The organism is Acinetobacter sp. NIPH 817, assembly GCF_000368405.1.
Taxonomy (GTDB): Bacteria; Pseudomonadota; Gammaproteobacteria; order Pseudomonadales; family Moraxellaceae; genus Acinetobacter.
This window is the reverse complement of sequence record NZ_KB849420.1, coordinates 3,086,637-3,113,529: the sequence shown is the minus strand read 5'-3', so window position 1 is coordinate 3,113,529 and position 26,893 is coordinate 3,086,637. Positions and strand designations below refer to the sequence as shown.

General features: G+C 41.0%; 23 protein-coding genes. 18 read left to right on the top strand and 5 right to left on the bottom strand.

All coding sequences use genetic code 11. The annotated features are described in order from the left end of the window. Nucleotides 1-106 precede the first annotated feature (106 nt). From F968_RS18255 to F968_RS18245, 3 genes are all read left to right on the top strand, one after another. Entirely contained in the window at nucleotides 107-772 is a 666-nt protein-coding gene (locus F968_RS18255) for an RluA family pseudouridine synthase (RefSeq protein WP_004795384.1), read from the top strand. A 128-nt stretch (nucleotides 773-900) separates the two neighbouring features. Further along, a complete protein-coding gene (locus tag F968_RS18250; RefSeq protein ID WP_004795383.1) occupies nucleotides 901-1,281 on the top strand; it encodes a ribonuclease E inhibitor RraB in 381 nt (126 codons plus the stop codon). 28 nt (nucleotides 1,282-1,309) lie between these two features. Beyond that, nucleotides 1,310-1,687 carry a nuclear transport factor 2 family protein gene (locus tag F968_RS18245; protein WP_004795382.1) on the top strand — a complete coding sequence of 126 codons (378 nt, stop codon included), beginning with the start codon at nucleotides 1,310-1,312 and terminating at the stop codon, nucleotides 1,685-1,687. A 39-nt stretch (nucleotides 1,688-1,726) separates the two neighbouring features. Here F968_RS18245 and F968_RS18240 read toward each other — a convergent pair whose 3' ends face one another. After that, nucleotides 1,727-3,817, bottom strand: a complete 2,091-nt coding sequence (locus F968_RS18240) for a TonB-dependent receptor (RefSeq protein WP_004795380.1) — start codon at nucleotides 3,815-3,817, stop codon at nucleotides 1,727-1,729. Between the two features lie 74 nt (nucleotides 3,818-3,891). On the opposite strand from F968_RS18240, the gene F968_RS18235 reads away from it, so the two are divergent. After that, nucleotides 3,892-5,037: an acetyltransferase domain-containing protein gene (locus F968_RS18235; RefSeq protein WP_004795378.1), complete on the top strand. Its 1,146-nt coding sequence runs from the start codon at nucleotides 3,892-3,894 to the stop codon at nucleotides 5,035-5,037. Nucleotides 5,038-5,078: 41 nt separating this feature from the next. On the opposite strand, the gene F968_RS18230 is transcribed toward F968_RS18235, so the two are convergent. After that, nucleotides 5,079-5,546, bottom strand: coding sequence for an Lrp/AsnC ligand binding domain-containing protein (locus F968_RS18230; protein WP_002118087.1), 468 nt, complete (start codon nucleotides 5,544-5,546; stop codon nucleotides 5,079-5,081). 136 nt (nucleotides 5,547-5,682) lie between these two features. On the opposite strand from F968_RS18230, the gene F968_RS18225 reads away from it, so the two are divergent. The 5 genes from F968_RS18225 to F968_RS18205 all read left to right on the top strand — a co-directional run bounded on the left by F968_RS18225 (nucleotide 5,683) and on the right by F968_RS18205 (nucleotide 11,848). Continuing rightward, nucleotides 5,683-6,948, top strand: a complete 1,266-nt coding sequence (locus tag F968_RS18225; RefSeq protein WP_004795376.1) for a D-amino acid dehydrogenase — start codon at nucleotides 5,683-5,685, stop codon at nucleotides 6,946-6,948. Between the two features lie 20 nt (nucleotides 6,949-6,968). Next, nucleotides 6,969-8,072, top strand: coding sequence for an alanine racemase (gene alr, locus F968_RS18220; protein WP_004795374.1), 1,104 nt, complete (start codon nucleotides 6,969-6,971; stop codon nucleotides 8,070-8,072). A 10-nt stretch (nucleotides 8,073-8,082) separates the two neighbouring features. Further along, entirely contained in the window at nucleotides 8,083-8,442 is a 360-nt protein-coding gene (locus tag F968_RS18215) for a RidA family protein (protein WP_000071348.1), read from the top strand. A 161-nt stretch (nucleotides 8,443-8,603) separates the two neighbouring features. Continuing rightward, nucleotides 8,604-10,043 (top strand): amino acid permease, encoded by a 1,440-nt coding sequence (locus F968_RS18210; RefSeq protein WP_004795372.1) that lies wholly within the window; start codon nucleotides 8,604-8,606, stop codon nucleotides 10,041-10,043. A 371-nt stretch (nucleotides 10,044-10,414) separates the two neighbouring features. Further along, the gene (locus tag F968_RS18205; protein WP_004795371.1) at nucleotides 10,415-11,848 is read left to right on the top strand and encodes an amino acid permease; all 1,434 of its coding nucleotides are present in this window, start codon (nucleotides 10,415-10,417) and stop codon (nucleotides 11,846-11,848) included. Nucleotides 11,849-11,905: 57 nt separating this feature from the next. Here F968_RS18205 and F968_RS18200 read toward each other — a convergent pair whose 3' ends face one another. Further along, nucleotides 11,906-12,787 carry a LysR family transcriptional regulator gene (locus tag F968_RS18200; protein WP_004795369.1) on the bottom strand — a complete coding sequence of 294 codons (882 nt, stop codon included), beginning with the start codon at nucleotides 12,785-12,787 and terminating at the stop codon, nucleotides 11,906-11,908. Nucleotides 12,788-12,953: 166 nt separating this feature from the next. Here F968_RS18200 and F968_RS18195 point away from each other — a divergent pair, with 166 nt between their 5' ends. The 7 genes from F968_RS18195 (at nucleotide 12,954) to F968_RS18165 (ending at nucleotide 21,554) form a co-directional block, all read left to right on the top strand. Further along, on the top strand, nucleotides 12,954-14,471 hold the full coding sequence (locus F968_RS18195) for a CoA-acylating methylmalonate-semialdehyde dehydrogenase (RefSeq protein WP_004795367.1): 1,518 nt from the start codon (nucleotides 12,954-12,956) through the stop codon (nucleotides 14,469-14,471). Between the two features lie 11 nt (nucleotides 14,472-14,482). Further along, nucleotides 14,483-15,373, top strand: coding sequence for a 3-hydroxyisobutyrate dehydrogenase (gene mmsB, locus F968_RS18190; protein WP_004795365.1), 891 nt, complete (start codon nucleotides 14,483-14,485; stop codon nucleotides 15,371-15,373). Between the two features lie 77 nt (nucleotides 15,374-15,450). Further along, nucleotides 15,451-17,100 carry an AMP-binding protein gene (locus F968_RS18185; RefSeq protein WP_004795363.1) on the top strand — a complete coding sequence of 550 codons (1,650 nt, stop codon included), beginning with the start codon at nucleotides 15,451-15,453 and terminating at the stop codon, nucleotides 17,098-17,100. An 11-nt stretch (nucleotides 17,101-17,111) separates the two neighbouring features. Further along, nucleotides 17,112-18,239, top strand: coding sequence for an acyl-CoA dehydrogenase family protein (locus tag F968_RS18180; protein WP_004795362.1), 1,128 nt, complete (start codon nucleotides 17,112-17,114; stop codon nucleotides 18,237-18,239). Nucleotides 18,240-18,260: 21 nt separating this feature from the next. After that, nucleotides 18,261-19,034 (top strand): enoyl-CoA hydratase, encoded by a 774-nt coding sequence (locus tag F968_RS18175; RefSeq protein ID WP_004795361.1) that lies wholly within the window; start codon nucleotides 18,261-18,263, stop codon nucleotides 19,032-19,034. A 12-nt stretch (nucleotides 19,035-19,046) separates the two neighbouring features. Continuing rightward, complete coding sequence (locus F968_RS18170) at nucleotides 19,047-20,072, top strand: enoyl-CoA hydratase/isomerase family protein (RefSeq protein ID WP_004795359.1); 1,026 nt, start codon at nucleotides 19,047-19,049, stop codon at nucleotides 20,070-20,072. Between the two features lie 120 nt (nucleotides 20,073-20,192). Next, nucleotides 20,193-21,554 carry an MFS transporter gene (locus F968_RS18165; RefSeq protein ID WP_034596696.1) on the top strand — a complete coding sequence of 454 codons (1,362 nt, stop codon included), beginning with the start codon at nucleotides 20,193-20,195 and terminating at the stop codon, nucleotides 21,552-21,554. Between the two features lie 140 nt (nucleotides 21,555-21,694). Here F968_RS18165 and abaI read toward each other — a convergent pair whose 3' ends face one another. Together abaI and F968_RS18155 are read right to left on the bottom strand one after the other, a co-directional pair. Then, entirely contained in the window at nucleotides 21,695-22,261 is a 567-nt protein-coding gene (abaI, locus tag F968_RS18160; protein WP_080632436.1) for an acyl-homoserine-lactone synthase AbaI, read from the bottom strand. Between the two features lie 63 nt (nucleotides 22,262-22,324). Beyond that, on the bottom strand, nucleotides 22,325-22,741 hold the full coding sequence (locus tag F968_RS18155; protein ID WP_004795349.1) for a DUF4902 domain-containing protein: 417 nt from the start codon (nucleotides 22,739-22,741) through the stop codon (nucleotides 22,325-22,327). A 635-nt stretch (nucleotides 22,742-23,376) separates the two neighbouring features. Between F968_RS18155 and abaR the strand changes: the two genes are divergently transcribed. Beyond that, nucleotides 23,377-24,093: a LuxR family transcriptional regulator AbaR gene (gene abaR / locus F968_RS18150; RefSeq protein ID WP_004795347.1), complete on the top strand. Its 717-nt coding sequence runs from the start codon at nucleotides 23,377-23,379 to the stop codon at nucleotides 24,091-24,093. An 867-nt stretch (nucleotides 24,094-24,960) separates the two neighbouring features. Further along, nucleotides 24,961-26,850 carry a fatty acyl-AMP ligase gene (locus tag F968_RS18145; protein WP_004795346.1) on the top strand — a complete coding sequence of 630 codons (1,890 nt, stop codon included), beginning with the start codon at nucleotides 24,961-24,963 and terminating at the stop codon, nucleotides 26,848-26,850. The last annotated feature ends 43 nt before the right edge of the window (nucleotides 26,851-26,893 follow it).

The window sequence follows — 26,893 nt, the reverse complement described above, 5'->3', positions numbered from 1 at the left end:
TTCTGAGTTTCACGTGGAACATGATTAGAGCGTTATAGATTATTTTGCGGTAGGTCTGAAATTTCTTTATGATCTGCCGCCATGCTCCATTGCTGTTTCTACGACCATGCCTTTAAACGACAACTTTGTTTACGCTCCACCACAAGATCCACTTTCAATTCTATTTGAAGATGACGATTTAATAGTGGTTGATAAACCTGCGGGCTTGTTGTCGGTCATGGGTCGTTTACCTGAACATCATGACAGCGCTTATTTACGGGTGCTGGAAAAGTTTCCTTTGGCTAAGGTCACCCATCGTTTAGATATGGCGACATCGGGCTTACTTATGTTCGCCAAGCATCGTGATGCAGAAGTTGCGGTAAGTAAAATGTTTCAGGCCAGAACAGTCAAAAAACATTATATTGCTTTGGTGCAAGGCCAAGTCGCAGAAGAGGGTAGTGTAGAAGTTCCACTCATTACCGACTGGGAAAATCGCCCAAGACAAATTGTACATTTTGAACTAGGCAAACATGCCAAAACCTTATTTCAACCTTTGGTTTATGAAGAAAAAACAGATCAAAGTCGAGTGTTACTTGAACCAGTCACAGGACGTTCGCATCAGCTACGTGTGCACATGATGCATATTGGTCATCCGATTATGGGTGACAAGTTGTATCACCCTGAACCGAAACGTTTTCATTTAAACCGAATGGCTTTACATGCTGCATATTTGGCTTTTCAGCATCCATTGAAAGGCAAAGATGTAGTCATTGAATCGGAAGTGCCTTTTTAAAATTTATATACAATTAAAAATTCATTTTGGTGCAATTGGGAACGGAATATATACCCAAATTGCAATAAAAGTCGGGTATTCTTGATGTCGAATAATATTAATACTGCGACAACAACAAGGATCACTTTATGACTCGTGACTACGAACAATTTCCAGATGACGATAACGGCAATGTACTTTGGCAAATGGCTGAAGATGGGGATGATTTAACCGAGCTGCATGAAATTGAATTTTCAATTGCTTTTCAAGATCAAAAAAATGCAGAGCAATGTGCGCTGTATTTACTTTATCAAGAACAAAAAGTTTCACTTTTCCAAGATGACTCTGTTGAACCAAACGAGTGGGTGATTACCATCTTTGTCAATATGGAACCTGAGTATTCAGATATTGTTGATTTGGAACAATGGTTTGCCAGCATCGCTGAAAAATTTCAAGGCGAATATGATGGATGGGGCTGTATGGCCTATGTCTTCGAGGAAGGCGACGACGAAGATGACCTGTTGCAGTAAGGTTTAAAATAAAGAGTAGGAGATAATCATGAACCTATCTCAAAAACAAATTGCAGTACGGTTTTTAGAGCTTGCCGCAGCTGGCGAAGTTGATGAAGCATATAGCAATTACACCACGCCTAACTTCAAGCATCACAACCCTTATTATGCGGGTGATACGACTTCTTTGAGGGAAGGGATGCGTGAAAGCGCAGCTGAAACGCCAAACAAAGTCTTTGACGTTCAACATGTCATTGAAGAGGGCGATTTGGTTGCTGTGCATTCTAAACTTGAAATGCAAATGAACGGATTAACTACCTTGGCAGTGGTCCATATTTGTCGTTTTGAAAATGGAAAAATTGCTGAGTTTTGGGATATCGGTCAAGTACAGCCCGACCCACTCGTCAATGAAAATGGTATGTTTTAATGAAAAGCCCGAAATAATTCGGGCTTTTTTATTTATAAATTAAAACTTCCACTGTGCCGAAATTGAAGCATTGAGTGGTTCCCCTGGTTGAACCCATAAATCGCTATAGCTTGAGATATAGTAGGTTTTATCAAACAGGTTATTTACATTCAGCTGATAGCGTAAGCGGTCAGATGGAACATAGTAGCCATTTAAATTGACCAGCGTATAGCTTGGTAAATTAAAGCCATTATCAAGGTTATGTCCACTGCGTTCACCCACATAGGTAAGGTTGGCACCTACACCTGCTTTTCTTGCACCTTCTTGTAGAAACTCATAGTTAGTACTTACAGCGCCTTGGTGTTTTGGAACATTGCTTAGACGTGCACCCTTTGCCAAGTCTTGGTCTTTTTCAATTTGAGCATCGGTATAACTATAGTTGGCATTGACGAACCAGCGGTCATTGATCTGGCTATTTAAGTCAAACTCAAGCCCTTGGCTGCTGACTTCACCTGCCGCTGTTTGGAATGCATTGTCGATAGGATCTGTCGTGAGTACATTTCGTTTTTTCATTTTAAACAAAGCGAGACTCAGCACACTTTGATCATTCATTTTATATTTGGTGCCGATCTCATAGCTTTCACCTTTTTCAGGAGCAAAAGTCTGACCATTTCGGTTCATACCACTATTCATCGCAAATGAGCGGCCATAATTGGTATAAAACGCCCATTGGTCAGAGGCTTTAAAATTTACTCCGAAACGTGGACTATTCTGGTGAAGCGTTTGGTTGCTTTCAGTCTGAGTCAGGTGATTTTTAAAGTCTTGTTCGACTTGATCAAAACGGTTACCAAATAGCACACTCCATTGATCATTGAAAAAGATCTGGTCTTGTACATTCAGTGCAAAATAGCGCTGGCGCTCTTTAGTATTGGTAAAAGGGTCGAGGTTGGGTAAATATTTGCCGTATTCAGGTTGGTAGATATCAATTGTGTTTGTTGAGCTTGTACTGTGATTGCGACGAAGCTGGTTTTGCTTATAGTCGAGTTGACCAAGTTCAGTTGAAAGTAAAATTTCATGGCGAGCCCACGAACTATCAAACTTGCCAAGTAACTCTGTCTGAGCGAGCACATCTTCACTTGTATAATCACGATAGCGGCGTTGACGCTCTAAAGTACGACCATCAGCTTGTATGTGCCGTGGTTCGGTTGCAAAGCCAACCATTTGGGCATCTTTATAGCTGACTGCACTATTCAGCTTCCAATCAGGGTTAAACTCGTGACTCAGACGTAATTGGTAAAAGTAATCTTTTATTTTTAAATCGCCATCGTCAGGTTCACCTGTAAAGGTTTTAGGGTCCATCACAAACTGGTGATTGACGGTGCTTACACCACGGTCAAAGGTTCCTTTGTGCTCTGTAAATTCACTGTCAAAGTCGAGTTGTGTTTGATCTGAAATTTTCCATGTGAGCTGTGGTGAAAAGAACCAGCGTTCACTACTGACATGATCACGGAAGCTTTGATTATCTTCATGAGCCACTGCTACACGATAAGCCAGTTCATCGTTTATAGGCGCGGTATGTTCCAGACTAATTCGATATTGTTCTTGAGTATTGGCACGTAGGTTAACTTCACTTTCGCTTTCCCACTGTGGTTTTTTACTGTTGAGGTTAAGCAAACCTCCTGTTTCGCCGCGGCCATATAAAGCTGCCATTGGCCCTTTTAAAAACTCTAAAGATTCAATATTCACGACATCTTTTGGAGCACTAATCCCTCGGTTGACACTCAAACCGTTACGGATCATAGAGGCACCTAAATTGGGATCGGTACTAAAACCACGGGAAGAGTAATTATCCCAAAAACCGCCACCAAAACTATTTTGATGAAAGACTCCACTCACTAAAGTTAATGCGTCATCAATCCGTTGAACGTCTTGTTGTTCCATCATTTGTTTTGAAACATAAGCACGATTAAAAGGGACATCTAAAACATCGTGAGTAAATTTAGTCGCCGAGCTATTTTGGCTCACACCTTCTTGAGTACTTTCAGCCTGAATTCGTATGGTTTCAAGTACCGTTGACGTTTCTTCTGCCCAAGTGAATGTCGATATAAATGATAGACCCAACGAAGACAACAATCCTAATTTGTGTTGCATAAATAATCAGCCATGAAAGACAAAAGAACTATAATGTAATAGTATAACGTTACATTATTTTATTGATTACCGCTATGCCTTTAGAAAAGAATATTGAACGTTTACAGTCGATTGATGCATTGCGTGGTTTGGTTATCATCATTATGTTGCTCGACCATGTAAGGGAAACTTTCTATTTACATAAACAAGTTATCGATCCAATGGACGTAACAGTAACGGAACCAGCTTTATTTGGTAGTCGATTATTGGCCCATATTTGTGCTCCGGTTTTTGTACTTTTAACCGGCATTTCCGCTTTTTTATTTCAATCAAAAAAACAAGATTTACGGCAAACGCGTGCTTTTCTATTAAAACGTGGCTTATTTTTGATTGTGCTAGAACTTACGCTTGTGAATTTTGCATGGACAGCGACTTTTCCGCCTGAAGTCATTTATTTACAGGTAATTTGGGCAATTGGTATTAGTATGGTGGTGTTAGCTTGCTGTGTGAGTCTACCGTTGCCTGTTCTTGCAGGTGTAGCGTTGGTCATTATTTTTGGGCATAACTTATTAGATTCTGTGCAATTCTCACAAGGCATCCTACAGAATATATGGTTCGTTTTACATGATCGGGGGTGGATCGAGTTCGCGGGCATAAAACTGCGTACAAGCTATCCTGTTTTACCTTGGATTGGGGTGATTTTATTAGGTTACGTTTTAGGTCAGTTCTTTAGTTCAAAATATACTGCAAAGCAAAGAACCCGCGCTTTACTCAGCCTTGGTTTAGTAAGCATTGGGTTATTTGTTTTACTGCGTTCTATCAATATCTATGGCGACCAGCCTTGGCAACATTTTGATTCATTACAACTGACGCTAATGAGCTTTTTTAATCTCACCAAGTATCCACCATCTTTACTGTTTATTTTACTGAATGTGGGAATTGGCTTGCTTGTGCTCGTTGGTTTTGATCGTATGCAGCAATATTCGTTTCTAAAACCCTTGTTGGTGTTTGGCTCGGTGCCGATGTTCTTTTACTTACTGCATTTATATGTGTTGAAACTCATGTATGTGTTTGCACTCAGTGTGTGGGGAACCAACTACGGAAACTATTTGTCGGTCAACCATGTGTGGATGCTGTGGCTAATTACGATTGCGCTGTCTTTTGCGCTCTATCCAGCAGTTAAATGGTTCTCGAAGTTCAAACATCAAAATAAACATATTTCGATTTTAAAATATTTCTAATTTTCAAAACTTGAGTAAAGCGAGTTCAATGGAGCTTCGCTTTACTTGCTTACATCGAGATATAGAGTTTCTTTGACTTCTTCCATAACCACATAACTGTGTGAAGACGCCGAAGCAGGGAGTTTCTTTAATAGATCTCCTAATAAGCGGCGGTATGCGCTCATTTCTTTTAAACGCGCTTTTACAAGGTAGTCAAATTCGCCAGAAATAAGGTGACATTCGAGCACTTCAGGAATCTCGACTAAATCTCTAGCCACCTGATCAAACACATCGCCAGATTTGGCAGATAACTTAATTTCTAAAAAGACAAGCAGGTTACGGTCCACAAAGGCTGGGTTTAGCCGAGCGTAATAACCCATGATAATGCCATCGCGTTCTAGGCGTTTTACACGCTCTGAACAAGGGGTGGTCGACAGGTTAACTCTCGATGCCAATTCACTAATCGCAATTCGTCCTTCATGCTGCAAAATGTCCAGAATCATGCGATCTATACGATCTAAGGGGCGCATAGATATTTCCTCTTTTTTTTAAATTCTCGCGAGAAAAACATAAATTTACCTAGATTATAGCCTGAAAAACAGTGAAATAAACTATTGAAGCAGAAATATACTAGTTAAATAAACTGGTGTGCGTGAGGGAATGGAAATGCGCGTAATTGTTTTAGGTAGCGGCGTTATTGGAGTGGCAAGTGCCTATTATCTAGCTCAACAAGGAGCTGAGGTTACTGTTCTCGATCGCCAGTCAGGTCCTGCTGAAGAAACAAGTTTTGGTAATGCAGGGCAAATTTCGCCTGGGTATTCGACTCCTTGGGCAGCACCAGGAATTCCTTTTAAAGCTGTGAAATGGATGTTTCAACATCATGCACCGCTTGCGATTAATTTAGATGGCAGCATGTGGCAGTTACAGTGGATGGCTCAAATGCTAAAAAACTGTAATCCACAAAGTTATGCTGTAAACAAAGAACGTATGATGCGCGTGGCTGAATACAGCCGTGACTGCTTACGTGAACTTAGAAAAGATACAGGCATTAATTACGAAAACCGTGCAAAAGGCACGTTGCAGTTATTCCGTAAAGAAGCACAAATGGAAGCGGTTCAACGTGACATTAGCGTGCTACAAGAATGCGGCGTAAGCTACGAATTATTAAATGGCAATGAACTTGGTCGTGTAGAACCAGCGTTGGCAAATGCACAAGATAAACTGGTTGGTGGTTTACATTTACCAAATGATGAAACAGGTGACTGTTATTTATTTACCAATGCTTTAGCTCAAATTGCTAAAGAGTTGGGTGTTAACTTCCAGTTCAACCAAAACGTAGAAAAATTGATTGTTGAAGGCGATGAAATTAAGGGCGTTCAGGTCAATGGTAAGGTCTTAACCGCAGACCGTTATGTTTTAGCGTTTGGTAGCTATTCACGTGATTTCTTGAAACCACTTGATCTACAGTTGCCTGTATATCCTGTGAAAGGTTATTCGTTGACGATTCCAATTGTTGACCCTGCTTTTGCTCCGCAATCTACAGTGCTTGATGAAACCTACAAAATTGCGATAACTCGTTTTGACCAACGTATTCGTGTAGGTGGAATGGCAGAGCTAAGCGGTTTCAATTTAGGCCTAAACGAAGATCGCCGTGCAACCTTGCAAATGGTGACTCAGGACTTGTTCCCGGGCGGTGATATGGCACAGGCGTCTTTCTGGACGGGTCTACGTCCAATGACACCAGACAGTACTCCAATTATTGGTGCGACTCGCTTTAAAAATCTGTTCTTGAATACAGGTCACGGTACTTTAGGTTGGACCATGGCATGTGGTTCAGGAAAATTAATCAGTGACATCGTATTGAATCATAAGACTGAAATCAGTACCGATGGCCTTTCAATTCAGCGTTATTCACACGCGCATGCTGCATAACGGACGTTAGGAAATTAATCATGCCTCGTCCTATTACCGCAGTGATCCACCGTCAAGCCTTACAAAATAACTTGGCGGTGGTACGCAAGGCTATGCCAAACAGTAAGGTCTTTGCCGTTGTAAAAGCTAATGCTTATGGACACGGAATTGAACGTGTCTATGAAGCATTTAAAGCAGCAGATGGCTTTGCCTTACTTGATCTTGATGAAGCAAAACGAATTCGTGCTCTAGGTTGGACAGGTCCAATTTTGTTGCTCGAAGGGATTTTCTCTCCACAAGATTTATTTGATTGTGTTCAGTATCAACTCAGTTTCACTATTCATAGTGAAGCGCAAATTGAGTGGGTAGAAAAGCATCCTTATGCGGCCCAATTTGATGTTTGCCTAAAAATGAACAGTGGTATGAACCGTCTTGGTTTTAAACCAGAGCACTATGTTCAGGCATGGAAACGTTTAAACAACTTGGCAAATGTCTCCAAGATTACCCACATGATGCATTTTTCAGATGCAGATGGCGAGCGTTTTGGCCAGCAGGGTATTGATTATCAAATCACTGCATTTGAAGAAATTATTAAAGATTTACCGGGTGAAAGGTCGGTAAGTAATAGCGCGGCAATTCTGCGCTATCAAGATCAGCTCAAATCAGATTATGCACGTAGCGGCATTATGCTCTATGGCAGCTCGCCAGACTACCCGACGCATAGTATTGCGGACTGGGGCTTACAACCGACCATGAGCTTACGCAGTGAAATTATCTCTGTTCAACATCTAGAACCGAATGAAAGCGTGGGTTATGGCTCAAACTTTGTCGCAGAGCAGGCCATGACGATTGGGATTGTCGCTTGTGGCTATGCCGATGGTTATCAGCGTATTTCACCAACAGGTACTCCGGTTTTAGTGGACTCTGTCCTCACTCGCACAATTGGCCGTGTCAGCATGGATATGTTGGCAGTCGATTTAACGGGCATTGAGAGTGCCAAAGTCGGCAGTGAAGTCGTGCTCTGGGGCCAATCAAGTACAGGCGTCGTTTTACCTATTGATGATGTCGCAGTTTCATCCGGTACGGTGGGCTATGAACTGATGTGTGCCGTCACCGCCCGTGTTCAATTTATTAATCAGGTATAAGGAAATCCGAATGTCTAATTCAGATATACAAAAGATTAACACTAATGAAGTCATGAGCGCCGTGACTGTTTTTAACAAAGTAGTTTATTTGTCAGGTCAGGTACCTAAAAATACCGAGCAAGACGTGGCAGGCCAAACTCGTGAAATTCTTGCAACGATTGATGAACTTTTGGCATTAGCCAATACCGACAAATCTCGCTTGCTCTCTGCGCAGCTCTATTTAAAAAATCTTTCTGACTTTTCAACCGTAAATGCAATTTGGGTTGACTGGTTAAAAGGGTGTGTTGCACCATCGCGTGCCACAATTCAGGCCGATTTGGTCAATCCGAACTGGCTCATTGAAATTGCCGTGACGGCAGCACAAAAGTAATTCGTTTTTACTCCAAAAATGATGATGTATCTAACAGAAGGAAGATAGATACGGTTTAACCAGTCATTTTTGGTGAATAGATTCAGTGACCTATGGCATACGGTTCAATTTTCGCCGTAGGTTGCTGATTTTAACAAAGGAATTCAAAAAGGAATTTTAATATGACAACGGCTCGTCATTCAGATACGGAAAATTCTCCTGATCATCTGCAACGAAAACTGTCTAACCGTCATTTACAACTGATTGCTATTGGCGGTGCAATTGGAACCGGCCTATTTATGGGTTCAGGTAAAACCATCTCCCTCGCAGGTCCTTCAATCCTTTTGATCTATATGATTATTGGAGGAATGTTCTTTTTCTTAATGCGTGCAATGGGCGAGTTGCTCCTTGCAAATCTGCATTACAAATCTTTTGTTGATATGGCTCATGACCTGATCGGTCCTTGGGCTGGTTATTATTTGGGCTGGACTTATTGGTTAGGTTGGGTGCTGGTGGGTATTGCGGACCTTTCAGCGGTCATTAACTATTTGAGCTTCTGGTTGCCAGATGGGACAAGCTTCTCACCAATACAGCAGGCCATGATTAGCGCAGGCTGTGTATTGTTTGTGATGGGTCTTAACCTACTAACAGTACGCCTATTTGGTGAAATCGAATTCTGGTTTGCTCTTATTAAGATATTGGCGATTATTGGCCTTATCGGAGTGGGCGGCTACATGATTTTCAGCCATTTCCAAGCTCCGCAAGGCGCTGTTGCAAGCATCAGTAATGTTTGGTCACATGGTGGTTTATTCCCGAAAGGTACAGAAGGCTTCTTAGCAGGATTCCAGATTGCTGTATTTGCTTTTGTCGGGGTGGAACTTGTAGGTACGACGGCTGCTGAAACGAAAGACCCGCAGAAGAACTTACCGAAAGCAATTAATGCGATTCCAGTACGTATTATTTTGTTCTATGTGTTGGCACTGTTTATTGTGATGTCAGTAACACCGTGGGACCATATTCGTGCAGACAAAAGTCCGTTTGTTGAGTTGTTCTTAAATGCCGGTATTCCTGTTTCAGCCATCATCATGAACTTGGTGGTGCTGTCTTCGGTGATGTCTTCAATGAACAGCGGTGTGTTTTCAACCAGCCGTATGTTGTTTGGTTTATCAAAAGACGGTCAGGCACCGGGTGCATTTGGACGCTTATCAAAACGCGCAGTCCCTTCAAATGGTTTGATTTTCTCTTGTACCTTTATCATGGGCGGAGCGGTGCTTCAGTACTTTGTTCCAAACACGATGGAAGCATTTACTTTGGCAAGTTCACTTTGTGTGATTCTATTCATTAGTGTCTGGAGTCTCATCATGGTGTGCTATTTACGCTACCGTAAATTACGTCCTGAATTACATGAAAAATCAACTTTCAAAATGCCGGGTGGCATTTGGATGAGTTATATCGTTTTGGCATTTATGCTTTTCACTTTAGTCATCTTGGCACTTGAGCCAGATACATTAAAAGCACTCTATGTCAGTCCAGTGTGGTTAGTTATCTTAGGTGTTACCTATCATGTGTTGTATAAACCACGTATGAAAAAACTAGGACGTGAACTCGTCAACGATCATTAAGTTTTATTAAAAAGCCAATCAATCATGATTGGCTTTTTTTATTTTTATTGGATTTTTTATCGGAATAATATTGTTTATTTTTAAATCATCAGTGCAAATTGGAGGCTGTTGGCAAAGTACATATAGCATTATCACATGCTACACTTCGGCTAATCTGGAAACCCAGATTGATTAATTAAAATTGCCGTGAAGGCAGTACATAAATAATGTGACTTAAAAAAAACAGGACAAACGATTTATCAATTAAGGAAAAAATATACTTGAACATCTTGTCCTGAGGTATAGACTCAGCAACCCACGATATACGGTTCGTTTTTCTCCCTATAGGTTGCTGATTTTAAGTTAAGCAAAATATAAAAAGGACTTCTAATATGACAATGGTTCATCATTCTGATGAGGCAAGCTCCCCTGATCATTTACAACGGAAATTAAATAATCGCCATCTACAAATGATTGCAATTGGCGGTGCAATTGGAACCGGCTTATTTATGGGCTCGGGCAAAACCATCTCCCTCGCAGGTCCTTCAATTCTCGTGATTTACATGTTAATTGGTGGCATGTTCTTTTTTCTGATGCGTGCATTGGGTGAATTACTACTCGCTAATTTGCATTACAAGTCATTTGTCGATATGGCTTATGACTTGATCGGACCATGGGCTGGCTATTATATAGGCTGGACTTATTGGTTAGGCTGGGTACTGGTCGGTATTGCTGATTTATCGGCGGTCATTAACTATTTAAGTTTCTGGCTGCCCGAAGGCGCCAGTTTCTCACCAACACAACAGGCCATGATTAGTGCAGGCTGTGTACTATTCATTTTAGGGCTTAACCTGCTTACGGTGAAGTTGTTTGGTGAAGTTGAATTCTGGTTTGCACTCATTAAGATTTTGGCCATTATTGGCTTGATTGGAGTCGGTGGTTACATGATCCTCACTCATTTTCAAGCTCCGCATGGTGAGGTTGTGAGTGTAAGTAATGTGTGGTCGCATGGCGGCATGTTTCCAAAAGGCGTAAGCGGATTTTTGGCAGGTTTCCAGATTGCCGTGTTTGCTTTTATTGGCGTTGAATTGATTGGTACAACAGCTGCTGAAACGAAAGATCCAGAGAAAAATCTACCGAAGGCAATTAACGCGATTCCTGTACGTATTATTTTGTTCTATGTGTTGGCACTATTTATTGTGATGTCAGTAACACCTTGGGATCATATTCGTGCAGACAAAAGTCCGTTTGTTGAGTTGTTCTTAAATGCGGGTATTCCTGTTTCAGCCATCATTATGAACTTGGTCGTACTTTCTTCAGTGATGTCTTCAATGAACAGCGGTGTGTTTTCAACCAGTCGTATGCTGTTCGGTTTATCGAAAGATGGTCAGGCACCAAGTGCCTTGGGGCGTTTATCAAAACGTGCCGTACCTTCAAATGGTTTAATCTTCTCATGTATTTTCATTATGGGTGGGGCAGTGCTTCAGTACTTTGTTCCAAACACCATGGAAGCATTTACTTTGGCAAGTTCACTCTGTGTGATTCTCTTTATTAGTGTATGGCTTTTGATCATGGCATGCTATTTACGTTACCGTAAGTTGAGTCCAGAGTTACATGCTAAATCGACCTTTAAAATGCCGGGTGGCGTGTTAATGGCGTATGTGGTCATTGCATTTTTCTTGTTCACTTTAGTGATTTTGGCACTAGAGCCAGATACATTAAAAGCACTCTATGTTAGTCCATTATGGCTAGTTGTTTTAGGCGTTAGCTATCATGTGTTTTATAAACCACGCATGAAAAAACTAGGCCAAGAAACTTTTGATTAATTATTATTAATTTCAAAAAAGCCAATCATCCGTGATTGGCTTTTTTATTTACACTCTCTAATCAACTAACAAATGCTGATATTTATCGGCTTGCTTACGCAAATAGTCCCAAACTAACTTAATGCGTGGTTCATGTTGTAAATCAACAAAAGTCAGCATCCAGAAGGTATGAGTAAAGCGAACTTGCTGCTCTAAAACGACCCCAAGTTCTGGTTTATCATCTGCTAAAAACTTGGGCAAAATCGCAAGTCCTGCACCAGCACTCACCGCAATTTGTTGGGCTAAAATACTGCTGCTACGGAAGTTCGCGTTAAGCTTTAAGGGTAAACGTTCTAGACAGTACAACTCAGGGCTATAGACCAGATCATCAATATAGTTCACAAAGCGGTGTTGGGTTAAATCTTCCAAACCACGAATGGGTGGGTTTTGCGCCAGATAGTTTTGGCTGCCATAAATTTTTAAGCAGTAGTCTGATAACCGCGTAATGATGTAGGGTCCAGATGTTGGACGATCAATCGACACCACAATGTCTGCTTCACGGTGTGAGAGCTTAATCATTTTCGGTACTGGAATCAGGTCGATGGTAAGCAGTGGATATTGGATAGAGAACTCAGCCAGTAAACGGGCTAAAAATGCAGTGCCAAAACCTTCAGGTGTGCCAATTCGCACACGACCTTGCAAAGGTTGATGTGGTTTCTCAATTTGTAAGAAAGCTTGTTCCATTTGCTCAACTCGAGGAACAAGTGCCATACCTTCGAGTGTCAACTCATAACCAGTCGCTTCACGCTTAAACAGTGTTGTACCCAAAGCAAGTTCTAGTGCCTGAATCCGTCTGGCCACTGTACTGTGTTCGACACCAATAATCCGCGCAGCGTTGGTCAATGTTTTAGTCCGCGCTAAAACCAGAAAAAAATGTAGATGATCCCAATCCACTTTCATTTTTGTTGTAATCCTTGTGCATATTTGCACAACAATCGTGCATGAATTTCCGTTGGTGGTCAAAGTTTTCTTTGTTAGTCTCAATTGAAACTGGAATAAAGAAAATACGATCAAAAAGTATTTTCTAATAATTGAACACAATAAAAATATGGCCTACGGAGAGGTTATGAACACAATCCAAAAAATCGAATTGGAAACCGCTAAACTACTCATTAACGGAAATTTTATCGAATCCGACACACAGGAATGGCAAGACATTATTAACCCTGCAACTCAGGAAGTAATTGGTCGTGTACCATTTGCAACGGTTCAAGAAGTTGACGCTGCTATTCAGGCTGCACAAGATGCTTTTGCTTCTTGGCGTCAGACCCCAATTCAGGCACGTATGCGCATCATGCTTAAGTTACAAGACTTAATCCGTGCCAACATGAAAGAAATTGCACAAGTACTAACGGCTGAACAAGGCAAAACCTTGGCCGACGCGGAAGGCGATATTCAACGTGGTTTAGAAGTGGTTGAACATGCTTGTTCGATCGGCACTTTGCAAATGGGTGAATATGTTGAAGGTGTTGCGCGTGGTGTAGACACTTATACCTTGCAACAACCTTTGGGTGTCTGTGCGGGTATTACGCCTTTTAACTTCCCTGCCATGATTCCGCTTTGGATGTTTCCAATGGCAATCGTATGTGGCAATACCTTCGTTTTAAAACCATCAGAACAAGATCCGTTATCAACCATGATGCTGGTTGAACTTGCGATTCAAGCAGGTATTCCAGCAGGTGTGCTCAACGTTGTGCATGGCGGTAAAGAAGTGGTTGACCGTTTGTGTACCCATAAAGATATTAAAGCGATTTCATTTGTGGGTTCAACTGCTGTTGGAACGCATGTTTATAACCTTGCAGGGCAACATGGTAAACGTGTGCAGTCGATGATGGGTGCAAAAAATCATGTGGCTGTTATGCCAGATGCCAATAAAGAGCAAACCTTAAATGCCTTGGTCGGTGCAGCATTTGGTGCAGCGGGACAACGCTGTATGGCATTGTCGGTTGCGGTCATGGTGGGTGAAAGTAAACAGTGGATTCAAGAGTTAGTTGAAAAAGCGAAAACCTTAAAAGTAAACGCAGGCCATGAGCCAAATACTGACATTGGCCCAGTCATTTCAAAACGTGCTAAAGCGCGTGTGCTTGATTTAATTAATAGCGGTGTTGAGCAAGGGGCAGAGTTGCTACTCGATGGCCGTGATGTTCAAGTCCAAGGCTATGAATCGGGCAACTTTGTAGGTGCAACGATTTTTAGCGGCGTAAATACCGACATGCGTATTTATAAAGAAGAAGTCTTTGGCCCTGTACTTTCCATTATTTGTGTAGACACCCTTGATGAAGCGATTGCTCTTATCAATGGCAACCCATTTGGTAACGGTGTAGGTCTATTCACACAAAGTGGCGCGATTGCACGTACTTTCCAAAACTTAATTGATGTAGGTCAAGTTGGTATCAACATTCCAATTCCTGTGCCAGTGCCTTTCTTTAGTTTTACCGGTTCAAGAGGCTCAAAACTGGGTGATTTGGGACCATACGGCAAACAAGCTGTGCAGTTCTATACACAAACTAAAACCATTACCAGTCGCTGGTTTGAAGATAGCCATGAAGTTGGCAGTGTAAATACAACCATTAGTTTACGTTAAGGGGATCACGGATGAATATCGCCTTTATCGGTCTAGGCAATATGGGCGGCAGAATGGCCCATAACCTCCTTAAAGCCGGACTCAATGTTTATGGATATGACCTCAGTGAAGTCGCGATTCAGCACTTTGCCGAGGCAGGTGGTGTGGTATGTGACAGCCCACAGGCAGCAGCAAAACAAGCTGATGTGGTTATTACTATGCTGCCTGCAGCCAAGCACGTTAAAGAAGTTTACTTGGGTGAAAATGGTGTATTGGAAGTGCTAAAAGCAGGTAGCTTATGCATTGATAGCAGTACCATTGACCCACAAACTATTAAAGACATTGCCGCTGTTGCAGAGAGCAAAAATATTAAAATCTGTGATGCGCCAGTTTCAGGTGGAACTATTGGTGCTCAAGCAGGAACCTTAACCTTTATGGTGGGTGCGGATGAGCAAACCTTTAACGAAGTGAAACCTGTACTTAGCCACATGGGCAAAAATATTGTTCATTGTGGTGATGTCGGTGCAGGTCAAATTGCCAAAATCTGTAACAACCTGATTTTAGGTATTTCAATGGCTGCTGTTGCCGAAGGTATGGCACTCGGTGTAAAGCTGGGCATCGACCCACAAGCATTGGCAGGCGTCATTAACACCTCAAGCGGTCGTTGCTGGAGCTCGGATGTGTGTAACCCATGGCCGCATATTAATGAAAATGCGCCAGCATCTCGAGGCTATCAAGATGGCTTTGCGACTCAGCTGATGCTGAAAGATTTAGGACTCGCTGTAGAGGCCGCGGGCCAAGTCAAACAGCCAGTTGTATTAGGTGGCATGGTGCAGCAGCTCTATCAGCAAATGTGCATGCGCGGGAATGCCAATCTGGATTTTTCGAGCATTATTCAGCAGTACCTGCCACAAGAGGCATAACGGTAAAGCCAAAGGATGGCTTTAAACACATTAAACCCTGTCGTGAATAACAACAAATCCGGACTGAGGGAAAAGATATGATGGATTATCAAAATGCTGTACAGGCTTTCGATTTGGAAAGTACTGCAAAACAGATGTTATCAGGTTCACTTGATGCCTTAAATGCTTGTTATGAATGCTGTGATCGACATGCAGATGGCGACAAAATTGCACTGTATTGGCAAGGAAAAGACGGACGAAAAGAGCAATATACCTTCCGTGAATTAAAAGAATGGTCGAGTCAGTTTGCTAACTTTTTAAAATCACAAGGTGTGAAAGCGGGTGACCGTATTTCAGGTCTATTACCAAGAACACCTGAATTGATCGTGACGATTCTTGCAGCTTGGCGAATTGGTGCAGTCTATCAACCACTCTTTACTGCGTTTGGTCCAAAAGCGATTGAGCACCGTATTCAGCTTGCACAAAGTAAGCTGGTGGTGACTGATATGGGCAACCGTAGCAAGCTTGATGAAATTGAAAATTGCCCTGCAATTGTGACGGTGGCCGACACACAAGGTACTCCGCTTAAAGCAGGCGGTTTTAACTTTTGGAATGAAGTGAAGCAGCAGTCCGATCAATGTGATTTGGTTATGCGTAGCATCCAAGATCCTTTTTTGCTCATGTTTACTTCAGGTACTACAGGTCCTGCTAAACCTTTGGAAGTGCCTTTAAAAGCACTGATTGCCTTTGGCCGATATATGCAAGATGCCATTGGCTTAACCGAAGAAGATTCGTTTTGGAATATTGCCGATCCGGGTTGGGCGTATGGTCTGTACTATGCGATTACTGGGCCGTTATTCTTGGGTCACGCTACCTTGTTCTATGAAGGTGGTTTCAGCACAGATAGTCTATGCCAAATTGTGAAAGATTATAAAATTAATAACTTGGCAGGTGCGCCAACTGCTTACCGCATGATGATGGCAGCTGACCCAGCACAAATGGCGCCGTTAAAAGGTCAGTTCCGTGTAGTGAGCAGTGCAGGTGAGCCACTTAACCCAGAAGTAATTCGGTGGTTTAAACAAGTGCTTGATGCTCCGATTTATGACCACTATGGGCAAACCGAAGTGGGCATGGTGGTGTGTAATCATCATGGTTTAAAACATGAAATTCATGCTGGTTCAGCAGGTTTCCCAAGTCCGGGCTACCGTGTTGCCATTGTCAATGAACAAGGTGAAGAGCTTCCGCCAGACACACCGGGAATTTTAGCGGTCGACATTAGCCAGTCTCCAATGATGTGGTTTGGTGGCTATAAAGAAAGCCGTAAATCGCCATTTGTTGGTCATTACTACTTAACGGGCGACACTGCCGAGTTGCATGCTGATGGCAGCATGAGCTTTGTTGGCCGTAGTGATGATGTAATCACCACATCGGGTTATCGGATTGGGCCATTCGATGTAGAAAGTGCTTTGCTTGAACATGATGCAGTAGTTGAGGCCGCAGTGATTGGTGTGCCTGACCCCGACCGTACCGAAGTGGTTAAGGCATTTGTAATTTTAGCTGGAGATGCTCAACCTTCAGATGCACTTGCTGAACAACTCAGCCAATTTGTTAAAAGACGACTTTCTGCACATGCGTACCCACGTTTAGTTGAATTTGTGAGTGAATTACCTAAAACTCCAAGTGGTAAAATTCAGCGCTTTTTATTGCGTAATCAAGAAATTGCTAAACAACAAGCTAAAGCAGGGTAAAGGAAATAACAATGCAATTTACCGAAGAACAATTACTCATTCGTGATATGGCGAAAAGTTTCGCCCAAGAACAAATTAAGCCTAATGCCAGCGATTGGGATCGAGACGGGACATTCCCGAAAGATACCTTAGCTCAAATGGGGCAACTCGGTTTTATGGGCATGCTTGTTTCAGAGCAATGGGGTGGTTCTGACACGGGTAACTTAGCCTATGTACTAGCCCTCGAAGAAGTTGCGGCAGCAGATGGCGCAACCTCAACCATCATGAGCGTACACAACTCGGTTGGTTGTGTCCCTATTTTAAAATTTGGTACTGATGAGCAAAAAGAGCGTTTTTTAAAACCTTTGGCACAAGGTGAAATGATCGGTGCTTTTGCTTTAACCGAACCACATACTGGCTCAGATGCGGCAGCTCTTAAAACCCGAGCGGTGAAAGATGGCGATGATTACATTTTAAATGGTGCCAAGCAGTTTATTACCTCGGGTGATAATGCAGGGGTCATTATTGTGTTTGCAGTGACCGATCCGAGCGCTGGCAAAAAGGGCATTAGTGCATTTTTAGTCCCACGCGAGACACCGGGTTATGAAGTAATTCGTGTTGAAGAAAAACTCGGTCTGCATGCTTCAGATACTTGCCAGATTGCACTGACCGATGTACGCATTCACAAAAGTCTCATGCTAGGCAAAGAGGGCGAAGGCTTAAAAATCGCTCTTGCCAATTTAGAAGGTGGCCGTATTGGTATTGCGGCGCAAGCAGTCGGTCTAGCACGTGCGGCACTCGAAGAAGCAACTCGTTATGCCAAAGAACGTATTACTTTTGGAAAACCAATTTTTGAGCATCAAACCATCGCTTTTCGCCTTGCTAGCATGGCAACTGAAATTGAAGCAGCGAGACAACTGGTTCACTACGCTGCGCGTTTAAAAGAAGCAGGTCAACCGTGTCTCAACGAAGCTTCAATGGCTAAGTTATTTGCTTCAGAAATGACTGAGCGTGTGTGCTCGAGTGCGCTACAAGTGTTTGGTGGCTATGGCTATCTCAGAGATTTCCCAATTGAACGTATTTATCGTGATGCGCGTATTTGTCAAATTTACGAAGGCACGAGTGATATCCAACGTTTAGTGATTGCACGTAGTCTATAAAACCAGAACAAGGAATAAATAATGCAGTGGCAAAGTATTTTATTAGAAAAGCGTAATGGGGTTGGGTTGATTACATTAAATCGCCCTCAAGCGCTCAATGCTTTAAACAGTGAATTAATTAGTGAAATTAATCAGGCATTAGATCAGCTCGAAAAAGACCGTGAAATTGGTTGCATCGTATTGGCAGGTTCTGAAAAGGCTTTTGCCGCAGGTGCAGACATTAAAGAAATGGCTGATTTGGCATTTCCTGATATTTATTTTGATGACTTTTTTCATCTTGCAGACCGAATTGCACAGCGCCGTAAACCTCTAATTGCTGCGGTCAGCGGCTATGCATTAGGTGGTGGCTGTGAATTGGCACTTATGTGTGATTTTATTTATTGTGCTGACAACGCCAAGTTTGGCTTACCTGAAGTCACCTTAGGGGTAATTCCGGGTATTGGTGGCACACAACGCTTAACCCATGCCATTGGTAAGGCCAAAGCAATGGAAATGTGTTTTACCGCTCGTCAAATGGGCGCTATAGAAGCAGAGCAAAGTGGTTTAGTCGCACGTGTGTTTAGCAAAGAAGAATTACTTGAACAAACCTTACAAGCAGCTGAAAAAATTGCGGCACGCTCTTTAACTGCAAACATGATGCTTAAAGAAACCATTAACCGAGCTTTTGAAGTAAACCTCACAGAAGGCTTACGTTTTGAAAGACGTATGTTCCATTCAATATTTGCAACATTTGACCAAAAAGAAGGAATGCAGGCATTCGTTGAAAAACGAAAGCCAAATTTTAAAAATCAATAAGAGATCAATAAAATGAATACAGAAAATCACTTAATGATTGAGCGACAAGGTAAGCTTGGCGTGATTACCTTAGACCGTGTGACTCATCTCAATGCATTGTCGCTAGATATGATCAAAAGTATTGGTGCCCAATTGGAACTGTGGCGAAATGATGCTGCTATTCAGGCCGTTTTAATCAAATCAAATAGCCCAAAAGCCTTCTGTGCAGGCGGTGATATTCGCTATCTCTATGACAGTTATAAAAATGGCACGGCCGACTACAAAGGCTACTTTAGTGCCGAATATAAAATGTTGAATGTACTGCGTGAATATGCAAAGCCAGTCATTGTTATGCTTGATGGCTATGTATTAGGTGGCGGTTTTGGCTTGGCTCAGGCTTGTCACATTGTGGTAAGCAGCGAAAAGTCTAGATTTGCCATGCCTGAAACAGCGATTGGTTTCTTCCCAGACGTTGGTGCAACACACTTCCTGTCTCGCCTTGATGATATCGGTGTTTATATGGCCATTACGGGTGAGCAGATCAGCAGTAGCGATGCGCTTTACCTCGATTTAATTGACTATCATGTGCCAAGCGAGCAGTTACAAGCTTTGCAAGATGCTCTCGTTGAAGCGCCAAGTTTAACTAAAGAGGGAATTGAACACATCATTACCCGATTTATTACTCGCCCTGCCGAAAGTGAATTAAAACAATTGGCGGAAGGTATCCGTAAACACTTCGGATATCAGCATTTAGATGAAATCGAGCAAAGTCTTGAAAATGAACAAGATGAAAGCTTAAAAACTTGGGCAAGTAAGATGCTCAGTATTTTGCAGCAGCGCTCATTTATAGCCAAACAAACCAGTTTGAAACTGCAGCATTTAGGGCGTGGGCTTTCTTTACCGCAGTGTATGCAGCTTGAACGTGATTTACAGGATATCTGGTTTGAACATGGTGACTTTATTGAAGGTGTCCGCGCGCTCATTGTCGATAAAGACAAACAACCACAATGGCAAGAACGTAATTCGAAATTTGAGCCAATTTTAGAAAAATTGAGCTAAACCGCATTACAAAAACATAAAAAGCTTAAGGAGATAAAGCGAGACCTGAAAATGCTTATGGTCAGGGCTGGTCATAAGCATAAAAAAGATAAAACAAAAAAATCTAAAAAGGATATTACGATGCAAACAGTACATGGAAACGGTTCAAATACTAAAAAGTCGTCACATCGATTAGCAGGCATCTCAAGCATGGTCGGCACCACCATTGAGTGGTATGACTTTTTTATTTACGGTGCGGCGGCGGCGCTGATTTTTAATAAATTATTTTTCCCAAATCTAGATGCTCTTACGGGTGTGCTTGCTGCATTTGCCACCTATGCCGTTGGGTTTATTGGGCGACCACTAGGGGGACTAGTCTTTGGTCATTTTGGTGACAAGATTGGCCGTAAATCGATGTTGCTGTTGACTCTAATGCTCATGGGAATCCCAACGGTACTCATTGGCTTATTACCAACTTACGAATCAATTGGTTACTGGGCTGCAATTTGTTTGGTTGTCTTACGATTCATTCAAGGGATGGCAATGGGCGGTGAATGGGGCGGTGCTGTGCTCATGGCCGTTGAACATGCACCCGAAGGCGGTAAAGGGTTCTGGGGAAGTTTGCCTCAAGCCAGTACAGGTGGCGGTTTAATGCTAGCCTCAATTGCATTAGGACTGGTGTCATTATTACCTGAACAAGCACTGTTTAGCTGGGGTTGGCGTTTACCATTTCTTGCCAGCATTATTTTGCTGGCAGTAGGTTGGTACATTCGAGTGAAAGTGCCTGAATCACCCGATTTTGAAAAAGTAAAACAGCAGTCCGAAGAAGTTAAAGTTCCTGCTTTACAAGTTTTTAAAAACCATCCAAAGCAACTCATCACCATTATTTTGGCCCGCGCTGCCGAGAACGCATGGTTTTATATTGCTTCAACTTTTACATTGGCTTATACCACTGCACAACTTGGGATCGCACGCCAAGACATTTTGTTTGCTACCATTTGCGGTGCAATAGTCATTCTATTTATGACACCGTTATGTGGGCATTTGTCAGATAAAGTGGGTCAACGCAATATGTTCATGTTTGGTTTATGCATATTGGCACTTTACTGCTATCCATTTTTCACCATGCTCAACACAAAAGACCCAGTATTAGTCTGGACAGCCATTGTTTTAGCAATTGGTGTTGTATTCCCAATTATGTATGCGCCGCAAGCTCAGCTTTTTGCCCGTCAATTTCCAGCAGAAATTCGTTATAGCGGAATTTCAATTTCGGTACAGTTAGCCGGGGTACTTGGTGGTGGTTTAGCACCATTAATTGCAACCAAACTTTTAAGTATCGGGCAGGGTAATCCATACTTAATTATGATTTATATTGGTTCTATGGCTATCGTTGCGATTATATCGACTTCATTTATGCCACGTGATTGGCAAACTAAAACTGATGAGGCTTACCATAAAAAATCAGAATTAAATTTGAAAAACAAAATTACTGAGCAGTCTTAATATTAAGTTTGAGTCTTTCAAATTTCAAAAGCCCTAATCTTTTGACTAGGGCTTTTGAAATTTAGCGAATGAAACGAGATTCGGGCTTAAGACCTTCATCTTTGCTATGTCACCCATATCTTAGACTTTGATTTAACAAACTACACTTCAATCAAGCATGCAAACATGGCATATCCATCGATAACCATTGGCGGTCCTGCACGATGGGCGCGAAAACCCGCGGCACGTAATAACCGCTCTACCCCAAGAGGTGAGGTCGTAATGAGTTGTTTTGCACCTTGTTTTCTTGCAAAGTTGATCGCTTCTTGCAGAATTGCAATAGAGACTGGGGATGACACTGCTTGATTAGCGGAGGTCGGCGGATTCGAGAAATCTACGGCTGAAAATCTTGATAATTCCCAAATTTCTGGTGAGCAAGGAATAGGCATTCCATTCATTAATTGAGGAAATATTTCACCCAGTAAATAGGGTTGAGTCGTGGGTAGTAGTCTGGCACAGCCAATAATATTGGATTCTCTATCTTGAGCGACGACATAAGCTGTATCGATTTTATCAAATTGATCTAGTTCTTCATTATTTGGACAGTTCAACTCCCAACCCAAATGTTCAACAAATACCTTGTAGCGATAACTTTTAAATTTGGTATATAGGACTTCTGAAAAATTGTTTTGGAATCCAGCAATAACATTCATTACAAGTGCTTCCACTTATTTTTCAGGCGACTTTACTCGACAGCTGAAAAGGTGGTAACTGTAAGAATTTACAGGTTTCTAAGAGAAATTTGGACTTAATTTAGTCTTTGTTTGCGTTGTATTGATTTGAGCATAAATGAACTGTTCCCAAAACAAAGAATCTATTTTTTTTTCGATTAATGTCTCAGTAACATCAAATCCAATATCTGTACCAGATAAATCAACAATCATGATATTGCTTCGAGGTAGCCCAATTCGTTTTAAGCTAGCAATTCCATTGTTCTCAATAAATTCCCAGTCCCATCCAGTACTTAAAGCTGGGCTCCGTGATGTTGCCCATTCAGTAAACCCACAATATAGAATTTGAGAGTCTTCAATTTGTGTAGTTTCAACAATAGATATGAGGTGTTGGAGGGGGTAATTCATAAGCTGGATTTCATTCATCCGAATAAAACCATCTGTTGAGATTGAAAAATCAGGGGGGATTGTGACCATGCTACCTATTCAAGTGACTTGAATTACAGTTCTATAGATAAATAACATAAATTATTGCCAACAAAATACTGTTAAGTTTTACAGGTTAGCCCTAATCTGGTGATACACAACGTTAAGCTGTTCTTTAGAAAGTATTTCAGGCAGGAAGTTTTACTTACGCAGAAATTGACCCATCTATAGCTTCAATATGAGAGTTGCTTGTTTAAAGGCCATCAATAGTTTAAGTTTTTCATATGTATTGTAGATAATATCTATCCTATTATTAAAATAATATTTTAGAAATCATTATCATGATTATGCGTTTCATCAAATAATAAATAAAAATTTATACTTCTAGTATCACTGCTAGACGTTATTCTTTAGTTAAATTAATAGAAATATACAAATAAGAAGAAATAATAGGCTCCTTTTAAAAATAAAAAATACTCATTTTTGGAATAAAATGCATCCTGTAAATTTGAGGCTTTCAAGCATAATTCGCATGTGCAATATAACAACCTTAAAAAGCTTTCTGAAACCAGTTTATCCGGAAAATTTACCACCCTCTCAGGCTCAAAAATGTTGTTAATTAGATTATGAATTCACTATATGCAACTAAATAAAAATGATTTATGCATGAGGTTTAATGAGAGTAAATGGAAAATTGGCAAGAAGATCTACTATCAGCATCCCTGATGGTAAAAAATCAATATCAGCTATTTGAGGTAGTCAAATCTACAGCTTCAAAGCTTGGATTTGATTATTGTGCTTATGGTATGCAGTCGCCATTATCTATTGCTGAACCAAAAACAATTATGTTGAATAATTATCCCGAAGCATGGCAGAAGCGTTATGTTAAACAGCAATATGTGAGGGTAGATCCAACCGTACAGCATTGTATGCTATCACTTCAACCTCTTGTCTGGTCGAGCCAATCTGCGAACACACAATCTCAAAAAGATTTTTGGGAGGAGGCGCGTTCTTATGGTTTAAATGTCGGTTGGGCACAGTCAAGCCGTGATTTTATTGGTACAAGGGGAATGCTAACACTCGCAAGATCCACTGACCAATTATCAGAAAAAGAGCAGAAAGCTCAATATACCAATATGTTTTGGCTATCTCAGACAGTACATTCCAGTATTGCTAAAATTGTGAATGAAACAGAATTTGCTCAGTTTAATCTTTATTTAACGAATCGGGAAAAAGAGGTTCTACGTTGGACTGCGGAAGGAAAAACGTCAGCAGAGATTGCTCAGATTCTCGGTGTAACTGAAAGAACAGTAAATTTTCATCTTGGAAATTCAATGCAGAAACTTAATGTGAATAATAAAATTTCAGCAGCGATTAGAGCTGTAATGTTAGGGATTTTATAAAGTTAGATATATAGAAATATAATAATTAATTTTAATAAAATAAATTGTTATTAGATTTTTGTTTGAAATGGAGTTAATTGAGAATTTTTTAATTTAATAAAATTTTAATTAAATTAGAATTTGTATGGATAATCTTGTTTATAAAAGTTTTTAAAATTGATTTGATAGAGTGATTTAATAATATTTTCACTTAATGATAAAATAAAGAATAAATGAAATTTATAGTTAAAAATATTTTATTAATATTATTGTTTTAAAATTTGGTATTGGCATTTTATCGGTTCTTAGAAGATAAAATTTATTAATTTATAGAGTTGTATATCAGTCAAGGCGCTGTACATAGCTTCATGCTATTCAGGTACACATTAAAGCAGATTTCTTTAGGAGCTTTATCCTTATAAATAAAGGCTGTGAGAAGACCTTATCTGAATCATTTATTGCCCTTAAGAAAAGCAAATAAACAGCACATTAGATTGTAAATACAAGATATCTAATCAAGAGATTCACAAAATAAGAATACGAACAGGCCATATAGTTAGCATGCTAAAAACCTTGAGAAACACTATTAAATATTAACGAAATAAGGGCAAAAATTGAGTTAGAGGTTTAATTTAATTGCCAGCCTTCACAATATTGAACTGAATAAAAATTAATTTATGAAAGATATCCAATTTCTTAATTCTTAATAAAAACAGGCCAACCTGTAAAACCTTACAGGTGTAATAAAAAACACTCGCACATAAAATATAATGTGAATTTATATTTTAAACAAAAAGTATATTCATTTTTTATTAAAAGCCCCAGCTAGAAGTGTCATTTCTGAATTAGCGAGTTTAAAGGGTGAATTATAATTAATCGGAGTAAGTTATGGCTGTAATGGGTACGGATAATATCCTTGCAACTTTGGAATCCCACGCAAATTCAAATGGAGCTAGGATTGCTTTCGAGTATTTAGGGCGCCAATCCGGTGGAATTCAATCTCTGACGTATGCAGAGCTGAACGAGCAAGTTCAACGTCAGGCCCAAATCTTAATGAATCTTGTAGATAGCGGTGATCGCGCCGTGTTGCTGTTTGAGCCTGGATTGGACTTTATCGTATCGTTCTTTGCCTGTTTAAAAGCTAAAATTATCGCAGTACCTGTCAGCTTGCCTTTTAACCGCAATGGTTTTTCTAATATTTTGAATATTATGAATGACTGTGAGCCAAAGATAGTACTCACAACCAAAAAGATTCTTGAGCTATCGGGTCTTATCACATTAAAAGCCCAAAACGAAAGTTTAATATTGCATGCTGTTGATGCCCAATTGCAGCGTGACTTAGTGGAAAAGGATTTTCCACATATTGCTGAAGACGATATCTGCTTCCTTCAATACACTTCAGGGTCAACTGGTTGGCCTAAAGGGGTAATTGTCACTCATAAAAACATCATGGCAAATGAAGTCATGATTGCTGAAGCTTTTGGTACACAAGCCGATGATATCGGTCTTACATGGCTACCTGTTTATCATGACATGGGATTGATCGGATCAGTTTTGCAGACTGTGTATGTAGGTCTGACCTGCTATGTAATGTCACCGCTGGATTTTATTCGTAAACCACTTAAGTGGCTGCAATTTATTAGCGAAAAAGGTGTCACGATTAGTGGCGGACCAAACTTTGCCTATGAGTTGTGTCTGCATCGCATTTCGGATGAGGACGCAGCAGCGCTTGATCTGAGCCGTGTGCGTGTGATGTTTAACGGTGCTGAGCCAATCAAAGCTCATGTTATGCAAAGCTTCATGGAGAAGTTCAATACTCAGTCGAAATTGAGAATGGATACTTTCTTGCCGTGCTATGGCTTGGCAGAAGTTACGCTCCTAGTCAGTGGTGTGACTGGTCCGCTTAATGCTATTTCAATTGATCGTGAAAAGTTGAATGCCAATTTGGTACAGACCAGTCAAGATCAGACAGCCGTACAAATAGTAAGCTGTGGCAAGATTTCCGCACACATTGATTGCCGTATTGTCAATCCACATACCCGCAAAGAGGTAGGGGCTGATGAAGTCGGTGAAATCTGGCTAGCAGGTGAGAGTGTCACTGCGGGTTACTGGCAGAAGCCTGAGGTCAATCAGGAAACCTTTGCTGCAACCATCCTCGATAAGGCAGATAAGCCTAGTCAAGTGCACTACTTGAGAACTGGTGATATGGGCTTTGTTAAAAACGGAGACCTGTATGTGACTGGTCGCCTTAAGGATGTGATCATCATCCGTGGCAAAAACTATTACCCACAAGATATCGAGTGTTCTGTTGAAACAGCACATCCTGCTGTCCGTAAAGGCTGTGTGGCAGCAGTGAATTTCGGTAATTCTGATGGTGTCACGGTTGTGCTTGAGATCAAAAAGAAGTCGATAGACAAGACACTTAATTTTGAAACCATCAGAACTCAGGTTAAAGAACAAGTCGCGGCTGATATCGGTTTGCCTGTAGAAGGTGTTTATTTGCTGCATCAAGGTCGGATCAACAAGACCACTAGCGGAAAAATTAGAAGAAGAAAAATTAAAGAGCAGATCGAGCGCGGTCAACTGATCTGTTTAACCCATCCAAACCGTAGAACAGTGATGGCTCGAAACTATGTCAAAAATGGCTTAGAAATCATCCGTGATCGTGAGCAGCGGGGGCAACTGATTCGTTATAGCTCCAATCTACTCAACTCAATGATCAAGGAACGAGAAGTGCGCGCGCTCATTTTTAATCGATTGAAAAGTGCTTTGTTTTAATCCTTACCCTTTAATCATTTGAGCAAAAACTCATGTCACTTAC